The organism is Bradyrhizobium sp. CB1015, assembly GCF_025200925.1.
Classification (GTDB): Bacteria; Pseudomonadota; Alphaproteobacteria; order Rhizobiales; family Xanthobacteraceae; genus Bradyrhizobium.
The window spans coordinates 916265-936561 of record NZ_CP104174.1; the positions used below are offsets into that span (position 1 = coordinate 916265).

16 protein-coding genes are annotated in these 20297 nt (G+C 65.8%); 11 read left to right on the forward strand and 5 right to left on the reverse strand.

Translation table 11 applies throughout. The features are described 5' to 3' along the window. Positions 1 to 13: 13 nt before the first annotated feature. The 6 genes from N2604_RS04125 to N2604_RS04150 all read left to right on the forward strand — a co-directional run bounded on the left by N2604_RS04125 (position 14) and on the right by N2604_RS04150 (position 6027). On the forward strand, positions 14 to 919 hold the full coding sequence (locus N2604_RS04125) for a PHB depolymerase family esterase (protein WP_260373930.1): 906 nt from the start codon (positions 14 to 16) through the stop codon (positions 917 to 919). 97 nt (positions 920 to 1016) lie between these two features. Further along, positions 1017 to 1367 (forward strand): RidA family protein, encoded by a 351-nt coding sequence (locus tag N2604_RS04130; protein WP_027575148.1) that lies wholly within the window; start codon positions 1017 to 1019, stop codon positions 1365 to 1367. A 113-nt stretch (positions 1368 to 1480) separates the two neighbouring features. Beyond that, positions 1481 to 1846: a nuclear transport factor 2 family protein gene (locus tag N2604_RS04135; RefSeq protein ID WP_260373931.1), complete on the forward strand. Its 366-nt coding sequence runs from the start codon at positions 1481 to 1483 to the stop codon at positions 1844 to 1846. 236 nt (positions 1847 to 2082) lie between these two features. Then, positions 2083 to 4659, forward strand: coding sequence for a ligase-associated DNA damage response DEXH box helicase (locus N2604_RS04140; RefSeq protein WP_260373932.1), 2577 nt, complete (start codon positions 2083 to 2085; stop codon positions 4657 to 4659). Positions 4660 to 4778: 119 nt separating this feature from the next. Then, positions 4779 to 5477: a ligase-associated DNA damage response endonuclease PdeM gene (pdeM, locus tag N2604_RS04145; RefSeq protein ID WP_260373933.1), complete on the forward strand. Its 699-nt coding sequence runs from the start codon at positions 4779 to 4781 to the stop codon at positions 5475 to 5477. 118 nt (positions 5478 to 5595) lie between these two features. Further along, complete coding sequence (locus N2604_RS04150; RefSeq protein WP_260373934.1) at positions 5596 to 6027, forward strand: hypothetical protein; 432 nt, start codon at positions 5596 to 5598, stop codon at positions 6025 to 6027. Between the two features lie 131 nt (positions 6028 to 6158). Here the strand turns inward: N2604_RS04150 and N2604_RS04155 are convergent, their stop codons facing one another. Further along, positions 6159 to 6935 carry a DUF2865 domain-containing protein gene (locus N2604_RS04155; protein WP_260373935.1) on the reverse strand — a complete coding sequence of 259 codons (777 nt, stop codon included), beginning with the start codon at positions 6933 to 6935 and terminating at the stop codon, positions 6159 to 6161. A 247-nt stretch (positions 6936 to 7182) separates the two neighbouring features. Then, positions 7183 to 7746 (reverse strand): orotate phosphoribosyltransferase, encoded by a 564-nt coding sequence (pyrE, locus tag N2604_RS04160; protein ID WP_260373936.1) that lies wholly within the window; start codon positions 7744 to 7746, stop codon positions 7183 to 7185. A gap of 171 nt (positions 7747 to 7917) precedes the next feature. Here pyrE and N2604_RS04165 point away from each other — a divergent pair, with 171 nt between their 5' ends. Continuing rightward, positions 7918 to 8544, forward strand: coding sequence for a glutathione S-transferase family protein (locus tag N2604_RS04165; RefSeq protein WP_260373937.1), 627 nt, complete (start codon positions 7918 to 7920; stop codon positions 8542 to 8544). Positions 8545 to 8722: 178 nt separating this feature from the next. On the opposite strand, the gene N2604_RS04170 is transcribed toward N2604_RS04165, so the two are convergent. The 3 genes from N2604_RS04170 to N2604_RS04180 form a co-directional block, all read right to left on the reverse strand. Further along, positions 8723 to 9358: a LysE family translocator gene (locus N2604_RS04170; protein ID WP_260373938.1), complete on the reverse strand. Its 636-nt coding sequence runs from the start codon at positions 9356 to 9358 to the stop codon at positions 8723 to 8725. Positions 9359 to 9497: 139 nt separating this feature from the next. Beyond that, on the reverse strand, positions 9498 to 12590 hold the full coding sequence (gene polA, locus N2604_RS04175; RefSeq protein ID WP_260373939.1) for a DNA polymerase I: 3093 nt from the start codon (positions 12588 to 12590) through the stop codon (positions 9498 to 9500). A gap of 131 nt (positions 12591 to 12721) precedes the next feature. Further along, positions 12722 to 13789, reverse strand: a complete 1068-nt coding sequence (locus N2604_RS04180; RefSeq protein ID WP_260373940.1) for an acyltransferase family protein — start codon at positions 13787 to 13789, stop codon at positions 12722 to 12724. Positions 13790 to 13983: 194 nt separating this feature from the next. Between N2604_RS04180 and N2604_RS04185 the strand changes: the two genes are divergently transcribed. The 4 genes from N2604_RS04185 (at position 13984) to N2604_RS04200 (ending at position 20278) form a co-directional block, all read left to right on the forward strand. After that, positions 13984 to 15300, forward strand: a complete 1317-nt coding sequence (locus N2604_RS04185; RefSeq protein WP_260373941.1) for a UDP-glucose/GDP-mannose dehydrogenase family protein — start codon at positions 13984 to 13986, stop codon at positions 15298 to 15300. Between the two features lie 168 nt (positions 15301 to 15468). Further along, positions 15469 to 17943 carry an ATP-dependent helicase HrpB gene (hrpB, locus tag N2604_RS04190; RefSeq protein ID WP_260373942.1) on the forward strand — a complete coding sequence of 825 codons (2475 nt, stop codon included), beginning with the start codon at positions 15469 to 15471 and terminating at the stop codon, positions 17941 to 17943. A gap of 127 nt (positions 17944 to 18070) precedes the next feature. Further along, on the forward strand, positions 18071 to 18583 hold the full coding sequence (locus N2604_RS04195) for a TIGR02281 family clan AA aspartic protease (protein WP_260373943.1): 513 nt from the start codon (positions 18071 to 18073) through the stop codon (positions 18581 to 18583). Positions 18584 to 18778: 195 nt separating this feature from the next. Next, positions 18779 to 20278 (forward strand): phosphomannomutase/phosphoglucomutase, encoded by a 1500-nt coding sequence (locus N2604_RS04200; protein ID WP_260373944.1) that lies wholly within the window; start codon positions 18779 to 18781, stop codon positions 20276 to 20278. The last annotated feature ends 19 nt before the right edge of the window (positions 20279 to 20297 follow it).

Consider the following 20297-nt stretch of genomic DNA (forward strand, 5'->3'; position numbering starts at 1 on the left):
CGTGCGGCGGTGGATGCGCATCGGGGCGCTGATCGCTGCTTTGACGGCAGCTTCGGCTGCGTCCGCCGATACGATCGATGTCAACGGGGTGAAGCGCTCCTACACCGCGCAATTGCCGGGCAAGCGGCCCGCACCGCTCGTCGTCGTGCTGCATGGCAAGACCCAGCGCGGCGCCGACATGGTCACGCGGACGGCCTGGCCGCAGGTCGCCAAGCGCGAGGGCCTTGCCGTTGTGTTTCCGGACGGGCTCAACAATGCATGGGCGGACGCGCGCACCAAGGCGGGGCCGGCCCTGCGCGGACCACCGGCGGGCACCGATGACGTCGCCTTCATCGCAAGGCTGGTCGAGAAGCTGGTGGCCGACGGCACGGCCGATGCGAAGCGCGTCTACGTCGCCGGCGTCTCCAATGGCGGTGCCATGGCGATGACCATGGCCTGTGCGCGCGCCGATCTGTTTGCGGCGGCTGCGAGTGTGATCATGAATCTCAGCGATGAAGCCGCCGTCACCTGTCATCCGTCGCGGCCGCTGCCGATGCTGCTCATGAACGGGACCGCCGATCCGCTGGTCCCTTATGAGGGCGGGCGCGGATCGAGCTATTTTGCCGCAGAGGGATTCTGGTCGACGGACGAGACGCTGGCGTTCTGGCGCAGGCTCAATGGCTGCGAGACCGACGACGCCGGGATCACCGACATGCCCGACGCGGCGCCGGCGGACCAGTCCACAGTGACACGGATCAGCTCGCGCTGTCCGGCTGGGCACGACGTCGTGCTCTATCGCATCAACCATGGCGGCCACCGCATGCCGGGCTTCGCTCCGGACGCCCGTTTCCCGAAGGTCGCCAGGAGCCTGCTCGGATCGCAGAACGGCGACATCGACGGCGCCGAAACGATCTGGACCTTCTTCAGTCGGTTTCCGTGAACGACGCATGCGTGGCAAGCAATGCATGCGTGCCAGGGGTGGCACACTGCAAACCGCTGGGCTAGACAGGGCCGCCATTCCAGTCAGGAGATCCCAGATGAGCATTCAGCGTTTTGAAACCGGCCCGCGCATGAGCCAGGTCGTCGTGCACGGCAACACCGTCTATCTCGCCGGTGTCGTCGCCAACAAGGCGGCCGGCGAAAGCGTGACGAAGCAGACCCAGGACATCCTGGCGACCATCGACGGGCACCTCGCCAAGGCCGGCACCGACAAGTCGAAGCTGCTCTCGGCCACGATCTACATCACCGACATGAAGACCTTCGGCGAGATGAACGCTGTGTGGGACGCCTGGGTCTCGCCCGGCAACACCCCGGCGCGCGCCACCGTCGAAGCCAAGCTGGCGGCCCCGCAATACACCGTCGAGATCATGGTGACGGCGGCGAAGTAATTTTTGCGAAAACTTCACGCGCGTTGATGACCTCCGAGGTAATCGATCAACGCGCGTGAACCTTCGATAGTCACGGTCAGCCGGACAACACGGCGCCATCGAAGGAGAGCACCATGACCGATCCCGTCACCATCGCCCACCGCTACATCGAGCTCTGGAACGAGCGCACCGCTGGCCGCCGCCGCGAGCTGCTCAGCGAAAGCTGGACGACGGATGCGAGCTATGTCGATCCCGTGATGAAGGGCGACGGCCAGGACGGCATCGAGGCGCTGATCGCAGGCGTGCAGCAGCGCTTTCCCGATTTCAAATTCAAGCTGATCGGTGAGCCCAATGGCTACGGCGATCACGTCCGCTTCTCGTGGGGACTTGGTCCTGACGGCGCCGACAGCCCGATCAAGGGCACCGATTTCGCCGTGCTGAAGGACGGCCGGATCAGGAGCGTGACCGGATTTCTCGATCAGGTGCCGGCCGGGGTGTGAGAGCGCTGGCCCTCGTCGCGCAGGCGAGGAGAGGACCGAAATTTGGACCTCACAAGAGGTCGTCATGCCCGGGCTTGTCCCGGGCATCCACGTACTTTGTGCTGCGTGGATGGCCGGGACAAGCCCGGCCATGACGATGTCGAGGCCATCGCGCCTCAAATGGAGAGCGCGTATGCGATGGCCGCAGGCCATAGCCCCCCTCGACGAAGCCATCCCTACGGCTTACCTGTCATGCCGTGCCGCCCCGCATCCTCCAAACATCGGCCGAGCCGGCCGCGCTGCTGCCGGATCGCTTCCAGGCCTGGTTCGCAGCCCGCGGGTGGTCGCCGCGCGCGCATCAATTGGCACTGCTGGAGAAGGCGCGCGAGGACCGCTCGGCCCTGCTGATCGCGCCGACCGGCGCCGGCAAGACGCTGGCTGGATTTCTGCCGACCTTGGTTGAGCTTTCGACGCAGCCGGTGACGCAAGACGCGGGCGCGAAGAAGAACCTCGTTTCCACCGGCCGCAGCGTGCAGCGCAGCGGCGGCCTGCATACCCTCTATATCTCGCCACTCAAGGCGCTCGCCGTCGATATCGCGCGCAACCTCGAGCGTCCCATCGCCGAGATGGGCTTGCCCATCAAGGTCGAGACCCGCACCGGCGATACGCCGGTCTCGCGCCGTCAGCGGCAGCGGCGCTATCCGCCGGACGTGTTGCTGACGACGCCCGAGCAGCTCGCGCTGCTGCTCTCCTCCGACGACGCGCCGTTCCTGTTTTCCGCCCTGAAGCGCATCGTGCTGGATGAGCTGCACGCGCTGGTGACGTCCAAGCGCGGCGATCTGCTCTCGCTCGGCCTCGCTCGATTGTGGCGCCTCGCTCCGCAAATGCGCGCGATCGGCCTGTCGGCGACAGTGGCCGAGCCGGAGCAGCTCGCGCGCTTCCTGGTGCCGCAGCCCGACGGCAAGGAGCGGGCAGCCGACATCGTCGTCGCCGGCGGTGCCGCGCCGCCCGTGGTCGAGATGCTCGACACGCGCGAGCGGCTGCCCTGGGCCGGCCACAGCGCCCGCCACGCGCTTCCTGAAATCTACGAGCTGATCAAGGCCAACAAGACCACGCTTGTCTTCGTCAACACGCGCAGCCAGGCCGAGATGCTGTTCCAGAATCTCTGGAGCATGAACGACGACGGCCTTGCCATCGCGCTGCATCACGGCTCACTCGACGTCGCCCAGCGCCGCAAGGTCGAGGACGCGATGTCGGCGGGCCGGCTGCGCGGCGTGGTCTGCACCTCCTCGCTCGACCTCGGCGTCGACTGGGGCGACGTCGATCTCGTCGTCAATATCGGTGCGCCCAAGGGCTCTTCGCGCCTGATGCAGCGCATCGGCCGCGCCAACCATCGCCTCGACGAAGCTTCACGAGCGGTGCTGGTGCCGGCCAACCGTTTCGAAGTACTGGAGTGCCGCGTCGCCATCGACGCCATTGCCGAGAATGCGCAGGACACGCCGCCCTTGCGCACGGGCGCCCTCGACGTGCTGGCTCAGCATGTGCTCGGCTGTGCCTGCGGCGAGCCGTTTTTCAGCGACGAGCTCTATGGCGAGGCCCGCACGGCCGCGCCCTACGCAAGCCTGTCGCGGCAGGATTTCGACGATGTCGTCGATTTCGTCGCCTCCGGCGGTTACGCGCTGAAGACCTATGAGCGCTTCGCCCGCATCAAGCAGGACAAGGAAGGCCGCTGGCGCGTCGCCAATCCAAAGGTGCGGCAGAGCTACCGCATGAATGTCGGCACCATCGTCGAGGACGACATGCTGAAGGTGCGCCTGGTGCGCTCGCGCGGCAGCGGTACAGGATCCCCAGGCGTGATCGCACGTGGCGGCCGGCTGCTCGGCGAGATCGAGGAGGCCTTCATCGAGGGCCTCTCGCCCCGCGACACCTTCGTGTTCTCGGGCGAGGTGGTGCGCTACGAGACGCTGGTGGAGGACCAGGTCTATGTCTCGCGCGCGCATGACAAGGACCCGAAGGTGCCGTCCTACATGGGCGGAAAGTTTCCGCTCTCGACCTATCTCGCCGAGCGCGTGCGTCGGCTGCTCGATGATGGCCGCGCCTGGGGCGGCTTGCCGGAGCAGGTGCGCGATTGGCTGTCGCTGCAGAAGGATGTCAGCCAAGTGCCGGCGGTCCGCGAGCTCCTGGTGGAGAGCTTTCCGCGTGCCAACAAGCATTATCTGGTCTGCTATCCCTTCGAGGGCCGCCTCGCGCATCAGACCCTCGGCATGCTGCTGACGCGGCGGCTGGAGCGCGTCCGCGCGCGTCCGCTCGGCTTCGTCGCCAATGAATATGCGGTGGCGATCTGGGGGCTCGGCGATCTCTCCTTCATGATCCGTCAGGGCAGGATCGATCTCAACGCGCTGTTCGACCCTGACATGCTCGGCGATGATCTCGAAGCCTGGCTCGCCGAATCCGCCCTGATGAAGCGCACCTTCCGCAACTGCGCGATCATCTCCGGCCTGATCGCGCGCCGCCACAGCGGCGAAGAGAAGAGCCGCCGCCAGGTGCTGTTCTCGACCGATCTCGTCTACGACGTGCTGCGCAAGCACCAGGCCGATCACGTCCTGCTCCGCGCCGCGCGCGCCGATGCCGCCACCGGCCTGCTCGATTTGCGCCGCCTCAGCGACATGCTGATGCGCATCCAGGGCCGCATCACGCACCGGGAACTCGACCACGTCTCCCCGCTCGCCGTGCCCGTGATGCTGGAAATCGGCCGCGAGTCAGTTTATGGCGAAGCTGCAGACGAGCTTTTGGCCGAAGCCGCCGACGAGCTCGTCAAAGAGGCGATGTCGTAGACGGTAGGAATGTATTTTCGGGGCGCAACTCCATCCGCATCGTCATGCCCGGTCCTGACCCGGGCATCCACGTCTTTCGTGCGGCGCCAAGAACGTGGATGGCCGGGACAAGCCCGGCCATGACGGAGAATGCTGCGCTATCGATCGCGTCGACACGGACTGTGGACGTTTCCGGCATCTCGTTCCTCGCCGATCTCTCCGGCGCGCTGTTCTGGGACGAGCAACGCCTGCTCGTCGTCTCCGACCTGCATCTGGAGAAGGGCTCGAGCTTCGCGATGCGTGGCGTGTTGCTGCCGCCTTACGATACTATCGCGACGCTTGGCCGGCTCGCTGCTGTCATCTCCCGCCATAATCCGCGAGTAGTCATTTCGCTCGGTGATAGTTTTCACGACCGCAGCGCGCATGAGCGTCTGTCGGCCGAGGACCGCGACGCGGTGGCCGCACTCCAGACCGGCCGCGACTGGATCTGGATCTCGGGCAATCATGATCCGATGCTGCCGCGCGATCTCGGCGGCACCATCGCGGATGAAGTGGCGATCGGACCGATCACCTTCCGCCACGAGCCGACCGGGGCACGCGGCGAGATCGCCGGCCATCTGCATCCGAAGGCGCGCGTCTCGGCGCGCGGCCGTTTCATGGAGCGCCGCTGCTTCGCCAGCGACGGGTTGCGCGCCGTCATGCCCGCGTTCGGCGCCTATGCCGGCGGCCTCAGCATCCGCGACGCTGCCTTCGCCAGGATCTTTCCGCAGAACGGCTTTGTCGCCCATCTCCTCGGCGACCGCCGCGTCCACGCCATTGCGGCCTCGCGCTGCATCTGAGATTTTGGCGCCTCTCTAGAACAAATTAAGAACACTTTAGCAAGTCTTTGATATATCATTGTGATTCGGCGTCTCGCCGATACAATATCTAGCGTCTGTCCGACTTTGCGAGGACTACATGTCCACCATTGCCTTCGACCAGTTTGCCCTCACCCGGATCGCCGATTTCGCGCGCTCGCTGTCACGGCTGCATCAGGCCGCGCGGCGCCAGAGGGTCGACGACGACCAGTTCGATCGCGAGTTCAACGCCGTGTGCCAGTCGATCTGGGGCTACACCATCGACGACGTCAGCGACGATCTGTTCTCGCCCGAGGATCATCAGTTTCTCGACACGCTGGACGAAGCGCATGCGCGCATCTTCGCGGCCGAGCAGGGCTATGACCTCGTCGGCGATCAGGGCATGCTGACGGATTGGTGGGGCTTCTGCTGGATGATCCTGGCCGAGAAGCGCGGCCTCCTGACGCCGGAGAACCGCGCCGCCGCGCGCGCGGCGATCGAGGAGAAATATCTGGCCGCGCCGAACGTGATCGGGGTGATCATCGGGAGGTGAGCTCTCGTGCCCCGGACAAAGCGCAGCGCGCCAAGCGATGCGCTGCAGAGCCGGGGCCCATCTCGCGGCATGCTGGGTCCCGGCTCAGCGTCGCATCGCTTCCGCGCTGCGCCGCCGTCCGGGACACGAGATCATTCCAACCCCGCCCGCTTCGCCGGCTTCGCGGTCGTCTTCGGCACCGTCACATCCGGCAGTGCCTCACGCACGATCTCGTTTGACGGCGGCGCATCCGCCGACACCGTCTCTGCCCGCACCGGCGCCACCTTCATCTCGCCGAGCCGCGCGCGGACCTGGGCGGTGAGGCCGGGATAGGACGCAACCGGGGTGAATTCCGCAGCCTGGTCGTTGCCGACGCGGATGCCGGTATAGGCGACGAGGCCGTCGGTGGTGGCGATCACGTCGCCGGCCTTCAGCGATGAATCCAGCGCAAGGTCGACCGGGGCCAGGCCGACCGGTTCACGGCCGTTGCAGGTGCAATCGGCGCGCAGCGCCTTGCGATAGGCGAACGCGTTCTCGCTGTCGGCGTAGCGCTCGCCGGTCTGCGAATAGGCACCGTCGATCGACGAGCCGAAATAGATCTTGGTCGCGCTGGCAGGGCAGAATGCCTGACACATCTGCGCGGGCGAGACGAGGCCGCGCATCAGCGGAAAGTATTTCCCGTCGCAACTGCGTACGCAGAAGGCCGGGCCCGAGCCGCCGGCCGCCGCTGAGCGGGTCGGCGGCACATATTGCGGCGTGGCGCCATTCTGCTGGCTGCTGAAGGGATCGACGTAGGAGTTCGCCTGCGGCACCTCGCGCTGCGGCCGCTGCTGCTGCATTCCGCCGAAGAGGAAATCGAATAGGCCTTCGGCCGAAACTGGGGCAGGAGTAGCGAGCAGCGGAGCTGCCAGCATGGCGGCCACAAGCATCGCGCGACGCCGCCGGCGCGCATGGGACATGACTGTACGCAATGCTTACTCCACCCAACGCTACTGAACCGGCTGGGACCGAGAGATCTCAGCGCACGATTCACCATAAAGCGGGATGGTAAATGAGCAGTTGAGCGGAGGCGCTTTCAAGACGAGGCGGTGGCCTCTTTGTGGCCGGGCGCAGCTTTGGACGGATGGTTGCCACCGGGACACATTGAGGCATGACGGCGGAGAAATTTCCGCCACTTCACCCCTTCAAGAATTCCGACGCCTTGTACAGCGAGCGGAACGGCAGGCCGGCCGCACCGAACGTGTCGGTGGCGCCTTCCTCGCGGTCGACCATGGTCAGCACCAGCACGACATTGGCTCCGGCTTCGCGCACCGCTTCCACCGCCTTCATCGCCGAGCCGCCGGTGGTGGTGACGTCCTCGACGATCACGACGCGCTTGCCGGCCAACGTCTCGCCCTTGGGCAGGCCTTCGATCGCAAGCTTGGCACCGTGATCCTTCGGCTTCTTGCGCACGAAGAAGGCCGCGATCGGATGGCCCTTGATCCAGGAGATCTGCGCCAGCGCGCCGGCGAGCGGCACCGCGCCCATCTCGAGCCCGCCGATGAAATCGAGCTGGTCGTCCTTGAGCGCCTCGTAAGTCAGCTCCGCGAGCAGCGTCGCGCCCTCGGGGTCGAGCATGGTCGGCTTGAGGTTGAAGTAGAAATCGCTCTTGCGGCCCGACGCGAGCGTCACCTCGCCGCGACCGAATGAGCGCCGGCGGATGATTTCGAACAGGCGGGCGCGGGAGGCGGATTTCGACACGGCGGTCCCTCGAACAGCGTTTTTGGAGGAGGCGGAATTTATCCGCGACCGACGCGACATTCCAGAGGGGGCGTCTTCCGTCAACAGGGATCGGCCATCCCGGCCCGCCGGTTGTGAGGGCGCAACCTTCTGGAGTAGTTCAGGGGGCACGCCTCTTGGGAAGGACACGGAATGACCATCGAGCTCTATACCTGGAACACGCCGAACGGCCGCAAGATCTCGGTCGCGCTGGAGGAGATGGGGCTGCCCTATAAGGTGATCCCGGTGAACATCACCAAGGGCGAGCAGATGGCGCCCGAGTTCCTCAAGCTCTCCCCCAACAACAAGATCCCCGCGATCGTCGACCCCGAGGGCCCCGACGGCAAGCCCGTCAGCATCTTCGAATCCGGTGCGATCCTGCTCTATCTCGGCGAAAAGACCGGCAAATTCCTGCCGAAATCGCTTATCCAGCGCATTCCGGTGTACGAATGGCTGATGTGGCAGATGGGCGGGTTCGGCCCAATGCCCGGCCAGGTGCACCATTTCATCGCACTCGAGAACGAGCAGGACCGGGCGTACGGCTTGACGCGCTTCATGGCCGAGACGCGCCGGCTCTATGGCGTGCTCGATCGCCGCCTGGACAGGCGCGACTTCGTCGCCGGCGAGCTCTCGGTTGCCGATTTTGCCATCCTGGGCTGGGCCTGGCGCCATCCTCGCCACAAGGTTGATCTGGCCGACTTCCCCAACGTCAAGCGCTGGTACGACGCCCTGATGGCGCGCCCGGCCGTGAAGCGCGGCATGGACGCGAAGCTGGATTGAGCTTCGCTTACCCTCCCCTGGAGGGGGAGGATCGATCGCGCAACGCGCGAGCGGGGTGGGGTGATCTCTCCACTCGGGCACTGTTGGATGGGGAGGGACCGTCACCCCACCCCGCTGCGCATTCCGCTTCGCTACATGCGCAGCGACCCTCCCTCTCCAGGGGAGGGTGGGAAAACCCTCACACCTTCTTCGCTTCCACCGCCATCCGCACCGCGAGCCCAGCCAGCACGGTGCCCATTAGCCAGCGCTGCATCAGCATCCAGCTCGGCCGGTTCGCGAGGAACAGCGCGATCGAGCCGGCCGCGAGCGCGATCATCGCGTTGACGCTGACGCTGATCGCGATCTGGATCGCGCCCAGCACCACCGACTGCGTCAGCACGCTGCCGGCCGTGGGATCGATGAATTGCGGCAGCAGCGCCAGATACAGCATCGCGATCTTCGGGTTGAGCAGGTTGGTGACGAAGCCCATCGCGAACAATTTGCGTGGGCTGTCGATGGCGAGCTTCCTCACCTGGAACGGCGAACGCCCGCCCGGCTTCACCGCCTGCCAGGCGAGCCACAGCAAATAGCCGGCGCCGGCAAAGCGCAGCGCGTCGTAAGCGAAGGGAATGGCGAGCAACAGCGCCGTGATGCCGAAGGCCGCGCACAGCATGTAGAACACGAAGCCGAGCGCCACGCCGCCGAGCGAGACGATGCCGGCCGCGGGCCCCTGCGTGATCGAGCGCGAGATCAGGTAAATCATGTTCGGTCCCGGCGTGAGCACGAGACCGAGGCAGACGAGGGCAAAGCCGAGCAGGGCGGAAGTATGGGGCATGGGTGAACCGGTGCGGAGATGCAAAGGTTCTAATATGCGAAGGGCGGCGGCGCCATCGCGCAATTGCCCGGAGGACAATTGAGTTCTTGCGCCGGTGTGCTCCCTCGCCCCGCCCTTGCGGGGAGAGGTGAAGAGAGCGCTAATGCGCCTCGTCCCAATTGTTCGCGGCGCGGGCGTCGACATGCAGCGGCACCGAGAGCAGCACGGCCGGGAACGGCGCGTCCTGCATCACCTTCTGCACGACGGGGAGCGTTGCCTCGACCTCGTCGTCCGGCACCTCGAAGATCAACTCGTCGTGCACCTGGAGCAGCATCTGCGCCGCGAGCTTCTTCGCGGCCAGCGCATCCTCCACGCGCGTCATGGCGCGGCGGATGATGTCGGCGGCAGTGCCCTGGAGCCGCGCGTTGATCGCGGCGCGCTCGTTGAAGGCGCGCACCGAGGCGTTGGACGCCTTGATGTCGGGGTAGTGACATTTGCGGCCGAACAGCGTGGTGACGTAGCCGTGGTTGCGGCAGAAGTCGCGCGTCTCGTCCATGTAGGCGCGGATGCCGGGGAAGCGCTCGAAATATTTCCTGATGTAGGCGGAAGCTTCCTCGCGCGCGATGCCGAGCTGGTTGGCGAGGCCGAACGCGGAGATGCCGTAGATGATGCCGAAATTGATCGCTTTCGCGCGGCGGCGGATCTCGCTCGGCATGCCCTTGATCGGCACGCCGAACATTTCCGACGCGGTCATGGCGTGAATGTCGAGCCCGTCGCGGAAGGCCTGCTTCAGCACGGGAATGTCGGCGATCTCGGCGAGCAGTCGCAGCTCGATCTGTGAATAATCGGCGGAGACCAGCTTGTGCCCGGGCGTGGCGATGAAGGCGCGGCGGATCTTGCGGCCGTCCTCGGTGCGCACCGGAATGTTCTGCAGATTCGGCTCGTTCGATGACAAGCGCCCGGTCGTGGTCGCAGCCAGTGCGTAGGTGGTGTGCACGCGGTGGGTCTGCGGATTGACGTAGGTCGGCAGCGCGTCGGTGTAGGTCGATTTCAGCTTGGAGACCTGGCGCCATTCCAGAATCTTCTTCGGGAAGTCGTGGCCCTGCTCGGCGAGATCATCGAGCACCTGTGCGGTGGTCGACCACGCGCCGGTCTTGGTCTTGGTGCCGCCGGGCAATCCCATCTTGCCGAACAGGATGTCGCCGATCTGCTTGGGACTGCCGACATTGACCGGCTCGCCCGCGATCTCCTGGATCTCGGCCTCGACGCGCGCTGCGGTCTGGGCGAAGTCGCCGGAGAGACGCGACAGGACCTGGCGGTCGATCGAGATGCCGCGCCGCTCCATGCGCGCAAGCACCGATACCAGCGGCCGCTCCAGCGTCTCGTAGACCGCACTCATGTGCTCGGAAACCAGGCGCGGCTTCAGCACGCGCCAGACCCGCAAGGCGATGTCGACGCCTTCGGCCGATAGCGGTGCGGCCTTGTCGACCGGCACCTGGTCGAAGGTGATCTTGCCCTTGCCGCTGCCGAGCAGCTCGCTTTCCTTCAGCATCGCATGACCGAACCAGCGCTCCGACAGCGATTCCAGCGCATGCGAGCCGCGACCGGCGTCGAGCACGTAGGAAATCAGGAGCGCATCGTCGATGTTGCGCAAGGTGATGCCGTGCTGTGCCAGCATCACGGCAGTGAACTTGAGGTCGAAGCCGATCTTGAGGATGCCCGCCGATTCCAGCACCGGCCGCAACGCTTGCAGCGCGTCGTCATGCTTGACCTGGTCCGGCGCGAGGCCCGCATCGAACAGGCCGGCGCCACCGCCGGATTGCTTGTGTGCCAGCGGCACGTAGCAGGCTTCGTTCGGCGCCAGCGCCAGCGCGATGCCGCAGAGATCGGCCTGCATCGGATCGATCGAGCTCGCTCTGGTCTCGATCGCGACATGGCCGGCATCATGGATGCGCGCGATGAAGCCGTCGAGCTCCTTCAGGGTCTTGATGGTCTGGTATTTGCCGCGATCGACCGGAAGCTTGCGCAGCGCCTCTTCGCGCGCGGCGGCGAGCGAGATCGGCGCCCCCTTCGGGCTCGCAGTCTTGTCCTCCTTGCCCGCCGCCTTGTTGGGCTGGTTCGGTCGGGCTGGCGCCGGCGTTCCCGTGCCTGGTGCCGGCACGACGTCCGAGGGTGGCAGCGTCGTGAACACGCTGGCGCCGCTGGCATAGCCGGGATCGGCGTCGACATTGGCGGGATCGATCTGCGCGTATTCGGCGACGCGCCGCGTCAGCGTCGTGAATTCCATGGCCTTGAGGAAGGCGATCAGCTTGCGTGCGTCGGGCTCGTGGACGGCGAGGTCGTCCAGCGGCACCTCGAGCTCGACCTTGTCGTCGAGCAGCACGAGCTGCCGCGAGATGCGCGCCTTCTCCGCGTTCTCGAGCAGCGCCTCGCGCCGCTTCGGCTGCTTGATCTCGCCGGCGCGAAACAGCAATTGGTCGAGATCGCCATATTCGGTGATCAGCTGCGCCGCGGTCTTGACGCCGATGCCGGGCACGCCCGGCACGTTGTCGGTGGAATCGCCCGCGAGCGCCTGCACCTCGACCACCTTGTTCGGCGGCACGCCGAACTTCTCGATCACCTCTGATATGCCGATGCGGCGGTCCTTCATGGTGTCGTACATGGTGACGCAATCGGTGACCAGCTGCATCAGGTCCTTGTCGGACGACACGATGGTGGCGCTGGCGCCGCGCTCGCAGGCCTGTCGCACATAGGTCGCGATGAGATCGTCGGCCTCGAAGCCGGTCTGTTCCAGGCAGGGCAGGTCGAAGGCGCGCACCGCCTCGCGGATCAGCGCGAATTGCGGAATGAGATCATCGGGGGCGGGCGGCCGGTGCGCCTTGTAGTCCGGATAGATCTTGTTGCGGAAGGTGATCTCCGACTTGTCGAAGATGATGGCGAGATGCGTGGGCCTGTTGTCCTCGGGCATCTCGCGGAGCAGCTTCCATAGCATGTTGCAGAAGCCGAGCACGGCGTTGACCTGGAGCCCGTCGGACTTGCGGTTCAGCGGCGGCAGCGCGTGATAGGCGCGGAAAATGTAGGAGGAACCGTCGACCAGGAACACGTGATCGCCCTTGCCGGCAGCCTTGGCTGCGACTGGTTTGGCCGCGACCGGTTTGGCAGCAGCTGTCGCGGCGGGCTTGGCATCGGCGGCGGCTTTGGGCGCGGCCTTGGTGTCAGCTTTGGCGGTGGTCTTCGGGGATGTTTTTCGCATGGCCGCAATGTATGAATTTTTGCGGGCTTTGACAGCCTTGGAAGCGGGATTTTTGGCGCGATTCCCACACCTGTTGTCGTCCCCGCGAAAGCGGGGCCCATGACAATAGGGAGAAGCTTGGCGAGGGCTGGCTACTCCGCCGCCTGCAGCCGCACGCCCGCCTTCTTCGGTGCAATCCAGAATGCCTCTGGCCGCTCGAACAGGAAGTTCGCACCAAGCCACAACGCAATCCGCCAGATCGCCAGCGCACCGAGCACGCCGGCGATAGTGACGAGCAGCGACACCGTGCCGACATCGGCAATGACGCCCGTGCGCAGCAGCAGCGTCCGCGTCGCTGCCATCGGCAGGAAGAAGGCGAGATAGATCACGATCGAATGCTCGCCGCAGAAGCGGAGGAAGTTGAGCCAGTGCGCCCGCGCGAGCAGCGTGCCCGTCGCGATGATGGCGCAGGCGCCGGCGAAGCCGAGCGCGAGCGAGACGATCGCCCACTCGCTGGCGCCCGCTGCGACGAGGCCGGCATTGACCAGCGCCCATATAGCGAGCGCTGCAAGCGCCAGGGCCGGATGCTTTCGCGCACGATCCGACCGGGCGAACACGTAAGGTGCGAACAAATAGCCCGAATAGAAATAGACGAAGCGTGCGCAGAACTCGTCGATGACGGTCCAGCCGGTCGTGATGCGCGCGGTCTCCAGCGCGGCGGCGACCAGCCAGATCGCGAGCGGCGGGACCTTGCGTGTCAGTTTCGTGACGATGAAGAAGACCGGCAACAGATAGATGAACCACAGCGTGCCGAACGGCTCGATGAAGGATTCGAGGTACAGGAAGCCGACCGCGCCCCAGCTGGTCTCCGCGGCAAAGGCTGGCGCCTTGAAGCCGAATTGGATTGTCACCCAGACGACATAGAAATAGGCGAAATGCACCACCTTGCGGTCGAGATAGGTTCGCCAGTCCCGATCGATCACCAGAGACAGGAACAAGCCCGAAATCAGGAAGAAATCCGGCATCCGGAACGGCTTTGCGAAGGCCACGACGGCATGCATGAAACCGGTCTGCCCGGCGGCAAGCTCGACCCCAAGCACCGAATGCATCATCACGACCATGACGATGCAGATGCCCTTGGCGTAATCGACCCAGTCGATACGCGCGGCCGAAGCGGCCGTGGAAGGGCTGGCCGCCGCGATTGTGCCTGATCGTGCCATGGTGTCCCTTTTCGAGGCGCGTTCCGCCCGTCCCTGTGTGGGCGTGGGGCAGTTTGGAGCCCAGTGGTTTCCGACTGCTTTACCGGTTCAAATCGCGGGCCGGTTTTTGCATGCGGACTGTTCCATGGCCTCGGGAAAATGCTAAACCGCCCCGGATTGGGCTTCCGTTAACCAAGCTGGAACAAGGATTTTTCATGCGAATTGCGATGATCGGCACGGGCTATGTGGGACTGGTGTCCGGTGCCTGCTTTGCGGATTTCGGCCACGACGTCACCTGCGTCGACAAGGACGAGAGAAAGATCGCGGCACTGCATCGCGGCGAGATCCCGATCTACGAGCCTGGCCTCGACGAGCTGGTCGCCAACAACGTGAAGGCCAAGCGGCTCGACTTCACCACCGACCTGAAGCAGCCGGTGGCCGATGCCGACGCCGTGTTCATCGCGGTCGGTACGCCCTCGCGTCGCGGCGACGGTCATGCCGACCTGTCTTACGTCTATGCCGCCGCGAAAGAGATCGCGCAGTCGCTGCAAGGCTTCACCGTGGTGGTGACGAAATCGACCGTGCCGGTCGGTACCGGCGACGAGGTCGAGCGCATCATCCGCGAGGCCAACCCGTCAGCCGATGTGGTGGTCGCCTCCAATCCCGAGTTCCTGCGCGAGGGCGCGGCGATCCGCGATTTCAAATTCCCCGACCGCATCGTGGTCGGCACTTCCGACGAGCGCGGCCGCAAGGTGATGGGCGACATCTACCGGCCGCTGTCGTTGAACCAGGCGCCGTTGATGTTCACCGCGCGCCGCACCGCCGAGATGATCAAATACGCTGCCAACGCTTTCCTGGCGACCAAGATCACCTTCATCAACGAGATCGCCGACCTGTCCGAGAAGGCGGGGGCCAACGTTCAGGAGGTCGCGCGCGGCATTGGCCTCGACAACCGCATCGGCACCAAGTTCCTGCATGCCGGTCCCGGTTTCGGCGGCTCGTGCTTCCCGAAGGACACCAAGGCCTTGATCAAGATCGCGCAGGACTACGACGTGAACCTGCGCATCGTCGAATCGGTGCTGGCGGTCAACGAGAACCGCAAGCGCGCGATGGCGCGCAAGGTGAGCCAGGCGCTCGGCGGCAATTTGCGCGGCAAGACCGTCGCGGTGCTCGGCCTCACCTTCAAGCCCGACACCGACGACATGCGCGATGCGCCGTCGATCCCGCTGGTGACAGGCCTGATCGACATGGGCGCGAAGGTGAAGGCGTTCGACCCCGTCGGCATGGAGCAGGCCAAGGGCGAGCTGCCCGATATCACCTATTGCGAGGACGCCTATGTCTGCGCGCAAGGCGCCGACGCGCTCGTCATCGTCACCGAATGGGTGCAGTTCCGCGCGCTCGATCTCGACCGGCTGAAGGCGACCATGGCGCAGCCGGTCGTCGTCGACCTCCGCAACATCTACCGCCCTGAGGACATGGAAGCCGCCGGCTTCACCTATGAGAGCGTCGGGCGGCCGGCGGTGCAGGGCTGATCGTTACACATTTTCGTTCAACGAAATCGTCATGGCCGGGCTTGTCCCGGCCATCCACGTCTTGTTCACTCTCGCCTGAAAGAACGTGGATGCCCGGGCCTTCGTCTCGCCGAAGCGGCTTCGGCCGCGCAGGCGGGACAAGGCCGGGCATGACGACCGGATGTTTCCTTGCCCCGCAGCTTCGACACGCCCCTCCCGATCGACGCCGTGCTCGACGATTTGTCGCGCACGCTGGAGGCGCATAACGCCGCCGTGCTGGTGGCCCCTCCCGGCGCCGGCAAGACCACGCGCGTGCCGCTGGCCTTGCTCGATGCGCCCTGGGCCAAGGACAAGAAGATCATCGTGCTGGAGCCGCGCCGCATCGCCGCGCGCGCCAGTGCCGACCGCATGGCCAAATCGCTCGGCGAGCGCGCTGGCGAAACCGTCGGCTATCGTGTCCGCTTCGGCTCGAAGATCTCGCGCGCCACGCGCATCGAGGTGGTGACCGAGGGCATCTTCACCCGCCAGATTCTCGACGATCCTGAACTCTCCGGCGTTGCCGCCATCCTGTTCGACGAATTCCACGAACGCTCGCTCGACGCCGATCTCGGCCTCGCGCTGGCGCGTGATGCGCAAACCGGCTTGCGCGAAGACCTGCGCATCCTGGTGATGTCGGCGACGCTCGACGGTGCGCGGGTGGCAAGGCTGCTCGGCGATGCCCCCGTCGTCGAAAGCGAGGGCCGTGCCTTTCCGGTCGAGACGCGCTATCTCGGCCGCAAGGCCGACGCGCCGATCGAGCGCCAGATGGCGGATGCGATCGCGTCCGCACTGCGTGCCGACAGCGGCTCGGTGCTGGCGTTCCTGCCCGGTGCCGCCGAAATTCGCCGCACGCAGAATTTCCTCTCCGAGCGCGTGCAGGACGCCTCCGTCGAGATCGTGCCGCTGTTCGGCGCGCTCGATGCCGCCGTGCAGGATCGCGCCATCGCGCCGGCACCCAGGGGCACGCGCAAGGTGGTGCTGGCGACCTCGATCGCGGAGACCTCGCTCACCATTGAGGGCGTGCGCATCGTCGTCGATAGCGGTCTTGCTCGCGTGCCGCGCTACGAACCCGATATCGGCCTGACCCGGCTCGAGACCGTGCGCGCCTCGCGCGCGGCGGTGGACCAGCGCCGTGGCCGCGCCGGCCGCACCGAGCCCGGCGTCTGCTACCGGCTCTGGGATGAGCCGCAGACCACCTCGCTCGCGCCGTACACCCAGCCGGAAATCCTCAGCGCCGACCTGTCCTCGCTGGTGCTCGATCTCGCGCAATGGGGTGTCAGCGATCCCGCCGCCTTGTCGTTCCTCGATTCGCCGCCGCAGCCGGCCTGGAAGGAAGCAAAGAGCCTGCTGACTGAGCTCAATGCGCTCGACGCCGATGGCCGCATCACCGCCGAAGGCAAGAGCCTGCGCGCGCTGGCGCTGCCGCCGCGGCTGGCGCGCATGATCGTGGATTCGCATCGCGCCGGCAGCGGCGAGGCCGCCGCCGAGATCGCGGCCATCATCACCGAGCGCGGCCTTGGCGGCGACAGCGTCGATCTCGAGCACCGTCGCGACCAATTCGGCCGCGACCGCTCACCGCGCGCGGCAAGCGCGCGCGATCTCGCGCGCCGCTGGGCCTCGCAGGTCGCGGCTGCGGAGAAGGTGGCGCAGCAGGAGGAGCTTTCGAGCGGCCTGATGCTTGCGTATGCATTCCCGGACCGCGTCGCACGCAATCGCGGCAATGGCAGCTTCGTGCTGGCCAACGGCCGCGGCGCGTCTGTCGACCAGACCTCCTCGCTCGCCCGCGCGCCCTACATCGCGATCGGCGAGATGACGGGGACGGCGGCGAGCGGACGCATCCTGCTCGCTGCGCACATCACCGAGGACGAGATCGAGCGGCATTTCGCCGAGCATATCGAGACTACCGACGAGATCTCCTTTGATCGTAGCGCGATGGCGCTGCGGGCGCGGCGCAGGCGCGTGCTGCACGCGATCACCCTGTCCGAGGCGACGCTTTCAGTGTCGCCCTCGGAGGACACCGCGCGCATCTTTGCCGACGGACTGATTGCGACCGGCCTCGACCGGCTGCCCTGGTCGAAGGCCGCCAAGCAATGGCGTGATCGCGTGATGTTCCTGCGCAAGGCCGAAGGCGACAGCTGGCCCGACCTGTCGGATGATGGCCTGATCGCGCGGCGCGACGACTGGCTGGTGCCGGCGCTCTACGACAAGATCGCGCTCAAGGACATCTCCGCGGGCGATCTCTCCGATGCCCTGATGGCGCTATTGCCGTGGCAGATGCGCGCGCGGCTCGATCGCGAGGCGCCGACCCATTTCGAGGCGCCGACCGGAAGCGTGCTGGCGATCGACTACGAGGCCGAGCAGGGGCCGACCATTGCGGTGCGGCTGCAGGAATTGTTCGGTCTCAACACCCATCCCTCGATCGCGGCCGGCAAGGTGCCGCTGGTGCTGGAATTGCTGTCGCCGGCCCAGCGTCCGGTGCAGGTGACCCGCGACCTGCCCGGCTTCTGGCGCGGCAGCTACGCCGCCGTCCGCTCCGACCTGCGCGGCCGCTACCCGCGTCACCCCTGGCCCGACGATCCCGCGAGCGCCGTGCCGACAAGGCGGGCGAAGCCGCGCGGGACGTGAGAACTCACGACCGGCATTAACCCTCCGCTCATCCTTTTCGTCAAAATGACAGGAGCCCGGGCGTGCCTGCGCTCGCGGTCGGCCTCGTCGCGTGATGAAATCGAGCTCTCGGCTCGGAAGTGGTGTGATGCGTAACATTATGATCATCGCGGCCGTCATGATCGGCCTCGGCACCTTCATGGCGCAGATGGCGGACAAGATGAGCTCGGCTTCCGCCACCTCAGTGCCGCGCACGACGGTCGCAGTCGCGGCCACAGCCCCGGCCGGCGGCCGCAGCCTGGCCATTGCCCGTGATGCCCGCGGTCATTTCCAGACTGAGGGCCGGATCGACGGCCAGCGCATCGGCTTCATGATCGATACCGGCGCCTCCGTCGTTGCGCTCAACGAGACCTCGGCCGCCCGCTTTGGTCTCCGTCCCTCGCGCAGCGAATACAACGCCACCGTCTCCACGGCCAACGGCACCATCAAGGCCGCGCGCACCCGCATTGCCATGCTCGACGTCGGCGGCCTCATCGTGCGCGACGTCGATGCCATGGTGCTGCCGGACGAAGCGCTGTCGGAGAACCTGCTCGGCCTCTCCTTCCTGTCCCGCCTGAAGCGTTTTGAGTACGCGAACGGGCAGATGGTGCTGGAGCAGTAGAGGCGCCCCGCGCGAGCGCGCGGTCGTCACTTCAAGAAGATAATATCCTTGCTCTGGCCGCCCTCGCGGTAACGTTTCTTCGTTACCAAACTGCCGCAATTATCGGCCATAAGCCTTCATTCCCGCCTTTCGCTGCGGCCCGGCATTCGCTAAGGCTGCAGCAAATCCTGCCCCCCTTTTCATGAGACCGTCTCAATGTTCCCGAAGCCGAAATCCGTATTGTTGCCCAACACCTACGCCTTCGAATCCGAGCCGATGGTGAAGCCTACGGGCTTTCGCGAATACGACGCGCGCTGGTTGTTCCAGAAGGAAATCAACCTGATGGGTGTGCAAGCGCTCGGCATGGGGCTGGGTGCGCTCATCGCCGAGCTCGGCGTCCGGCAGGAGATCGTGACCGGCCACGATTTCCGCGGCTATTCGGCCTCGATCAAATACGCCCTGATCTCCGGTCTGATGGCTGCGGGATGCAAGGTGCACGACATCGGCCTTGCGGTGACGCCGATGGCCTATTTCGCGCAGTTCGATCTCGACGTGCCCTGCGTCGCCATGGTCACGGCCTCGCACAACGACAATGGCTGGACCGGCGTGAAGATGGGCGCCAATCGGCCGCTGACCTTCGGCCCCGACGAGATGACGCGGCTGAAGGAGATCGTGCTCAACGCCGAGTTCAAGAACAAGGCCGGCGGCTCCTACCAATTCCACGAGAATTATCCAGCACGCTACATCGCCGATCTCACCTCTCGTCCGAAGCTGACGCGCAGGCTCAAGGTCGTCGCGGCCTGCGGCAACGGCACTGCCGGCGCCTTTGCGCCGCAGGTGCTGGAGGCGATCGGCTGCGAGGTGATCCCGCTCGACACCGAGCTCGACCACACCTTCCCGAAATACAATCCGAATCCGGAAGACATGGAGATGCTGCACGCGATCCGCGATGCGGTGCTGCATCACCAGGCCGATGTCGGCCTCGGCTTCGACGGTGACGGCGACCGCTGCGGCGTCGTCGACAACACCGGCGAGGAGATCTTTGCCGACAAGGTCGGCGTGATGCTGGCGCGCGACATGTCGGCGATCCACAAGGACGCACAGTTCGTCGTCGACGTGAAGTCCACCGGCCTGTTCGTCACCGACCCCGTGCTGCAGAAACAGGGCGCCAAGGTCGCCTATTGGAAGACAGGCCATTCCTACATGAAGCGCCGCACCAACGAGATGGGCGCGCTGGCGGGCTTCGAGAAGTCGGGCCACTTCTTCTTCAACAAGCCGTTCGGCCGCGGCTATGACGACGGCCTGGTCTCGGCGATCGCGATCTGCGACATGCTCGACCGCGCGCCGGGCAAGTCGATGGCCGATTTGAAGAACGCGCTGCCGAAAACCTGGTCGTCGCCGACCATGTCGCCGCATTGCGCCGACGAGGTCAAATACGGCATCATCGACAAGGTGGTGAAGCACTTCGAGGGCCTGCAGGCCGAGGGCGCCAAGATCGGCGGCCAGGCGATCCGCGATCTCGTCACCGTCAATGGCGTGCGCGTCACGGTGGAAGACGGCAGCTGGGGCCTGGTGCGTGCCTCCTCGAACAAGCCCGAGCTCGTCGTGGTGGTCGAGAGCCCGGTCTCCGAGCAGCGCATGCACGACATGTTCGAGATGGTGAACAGCGTGCTGCGCACCCATCCCGAAGTCGGCGAGTACAATCAGAAGATTTGATTGGTGGCTGCCCGCCACG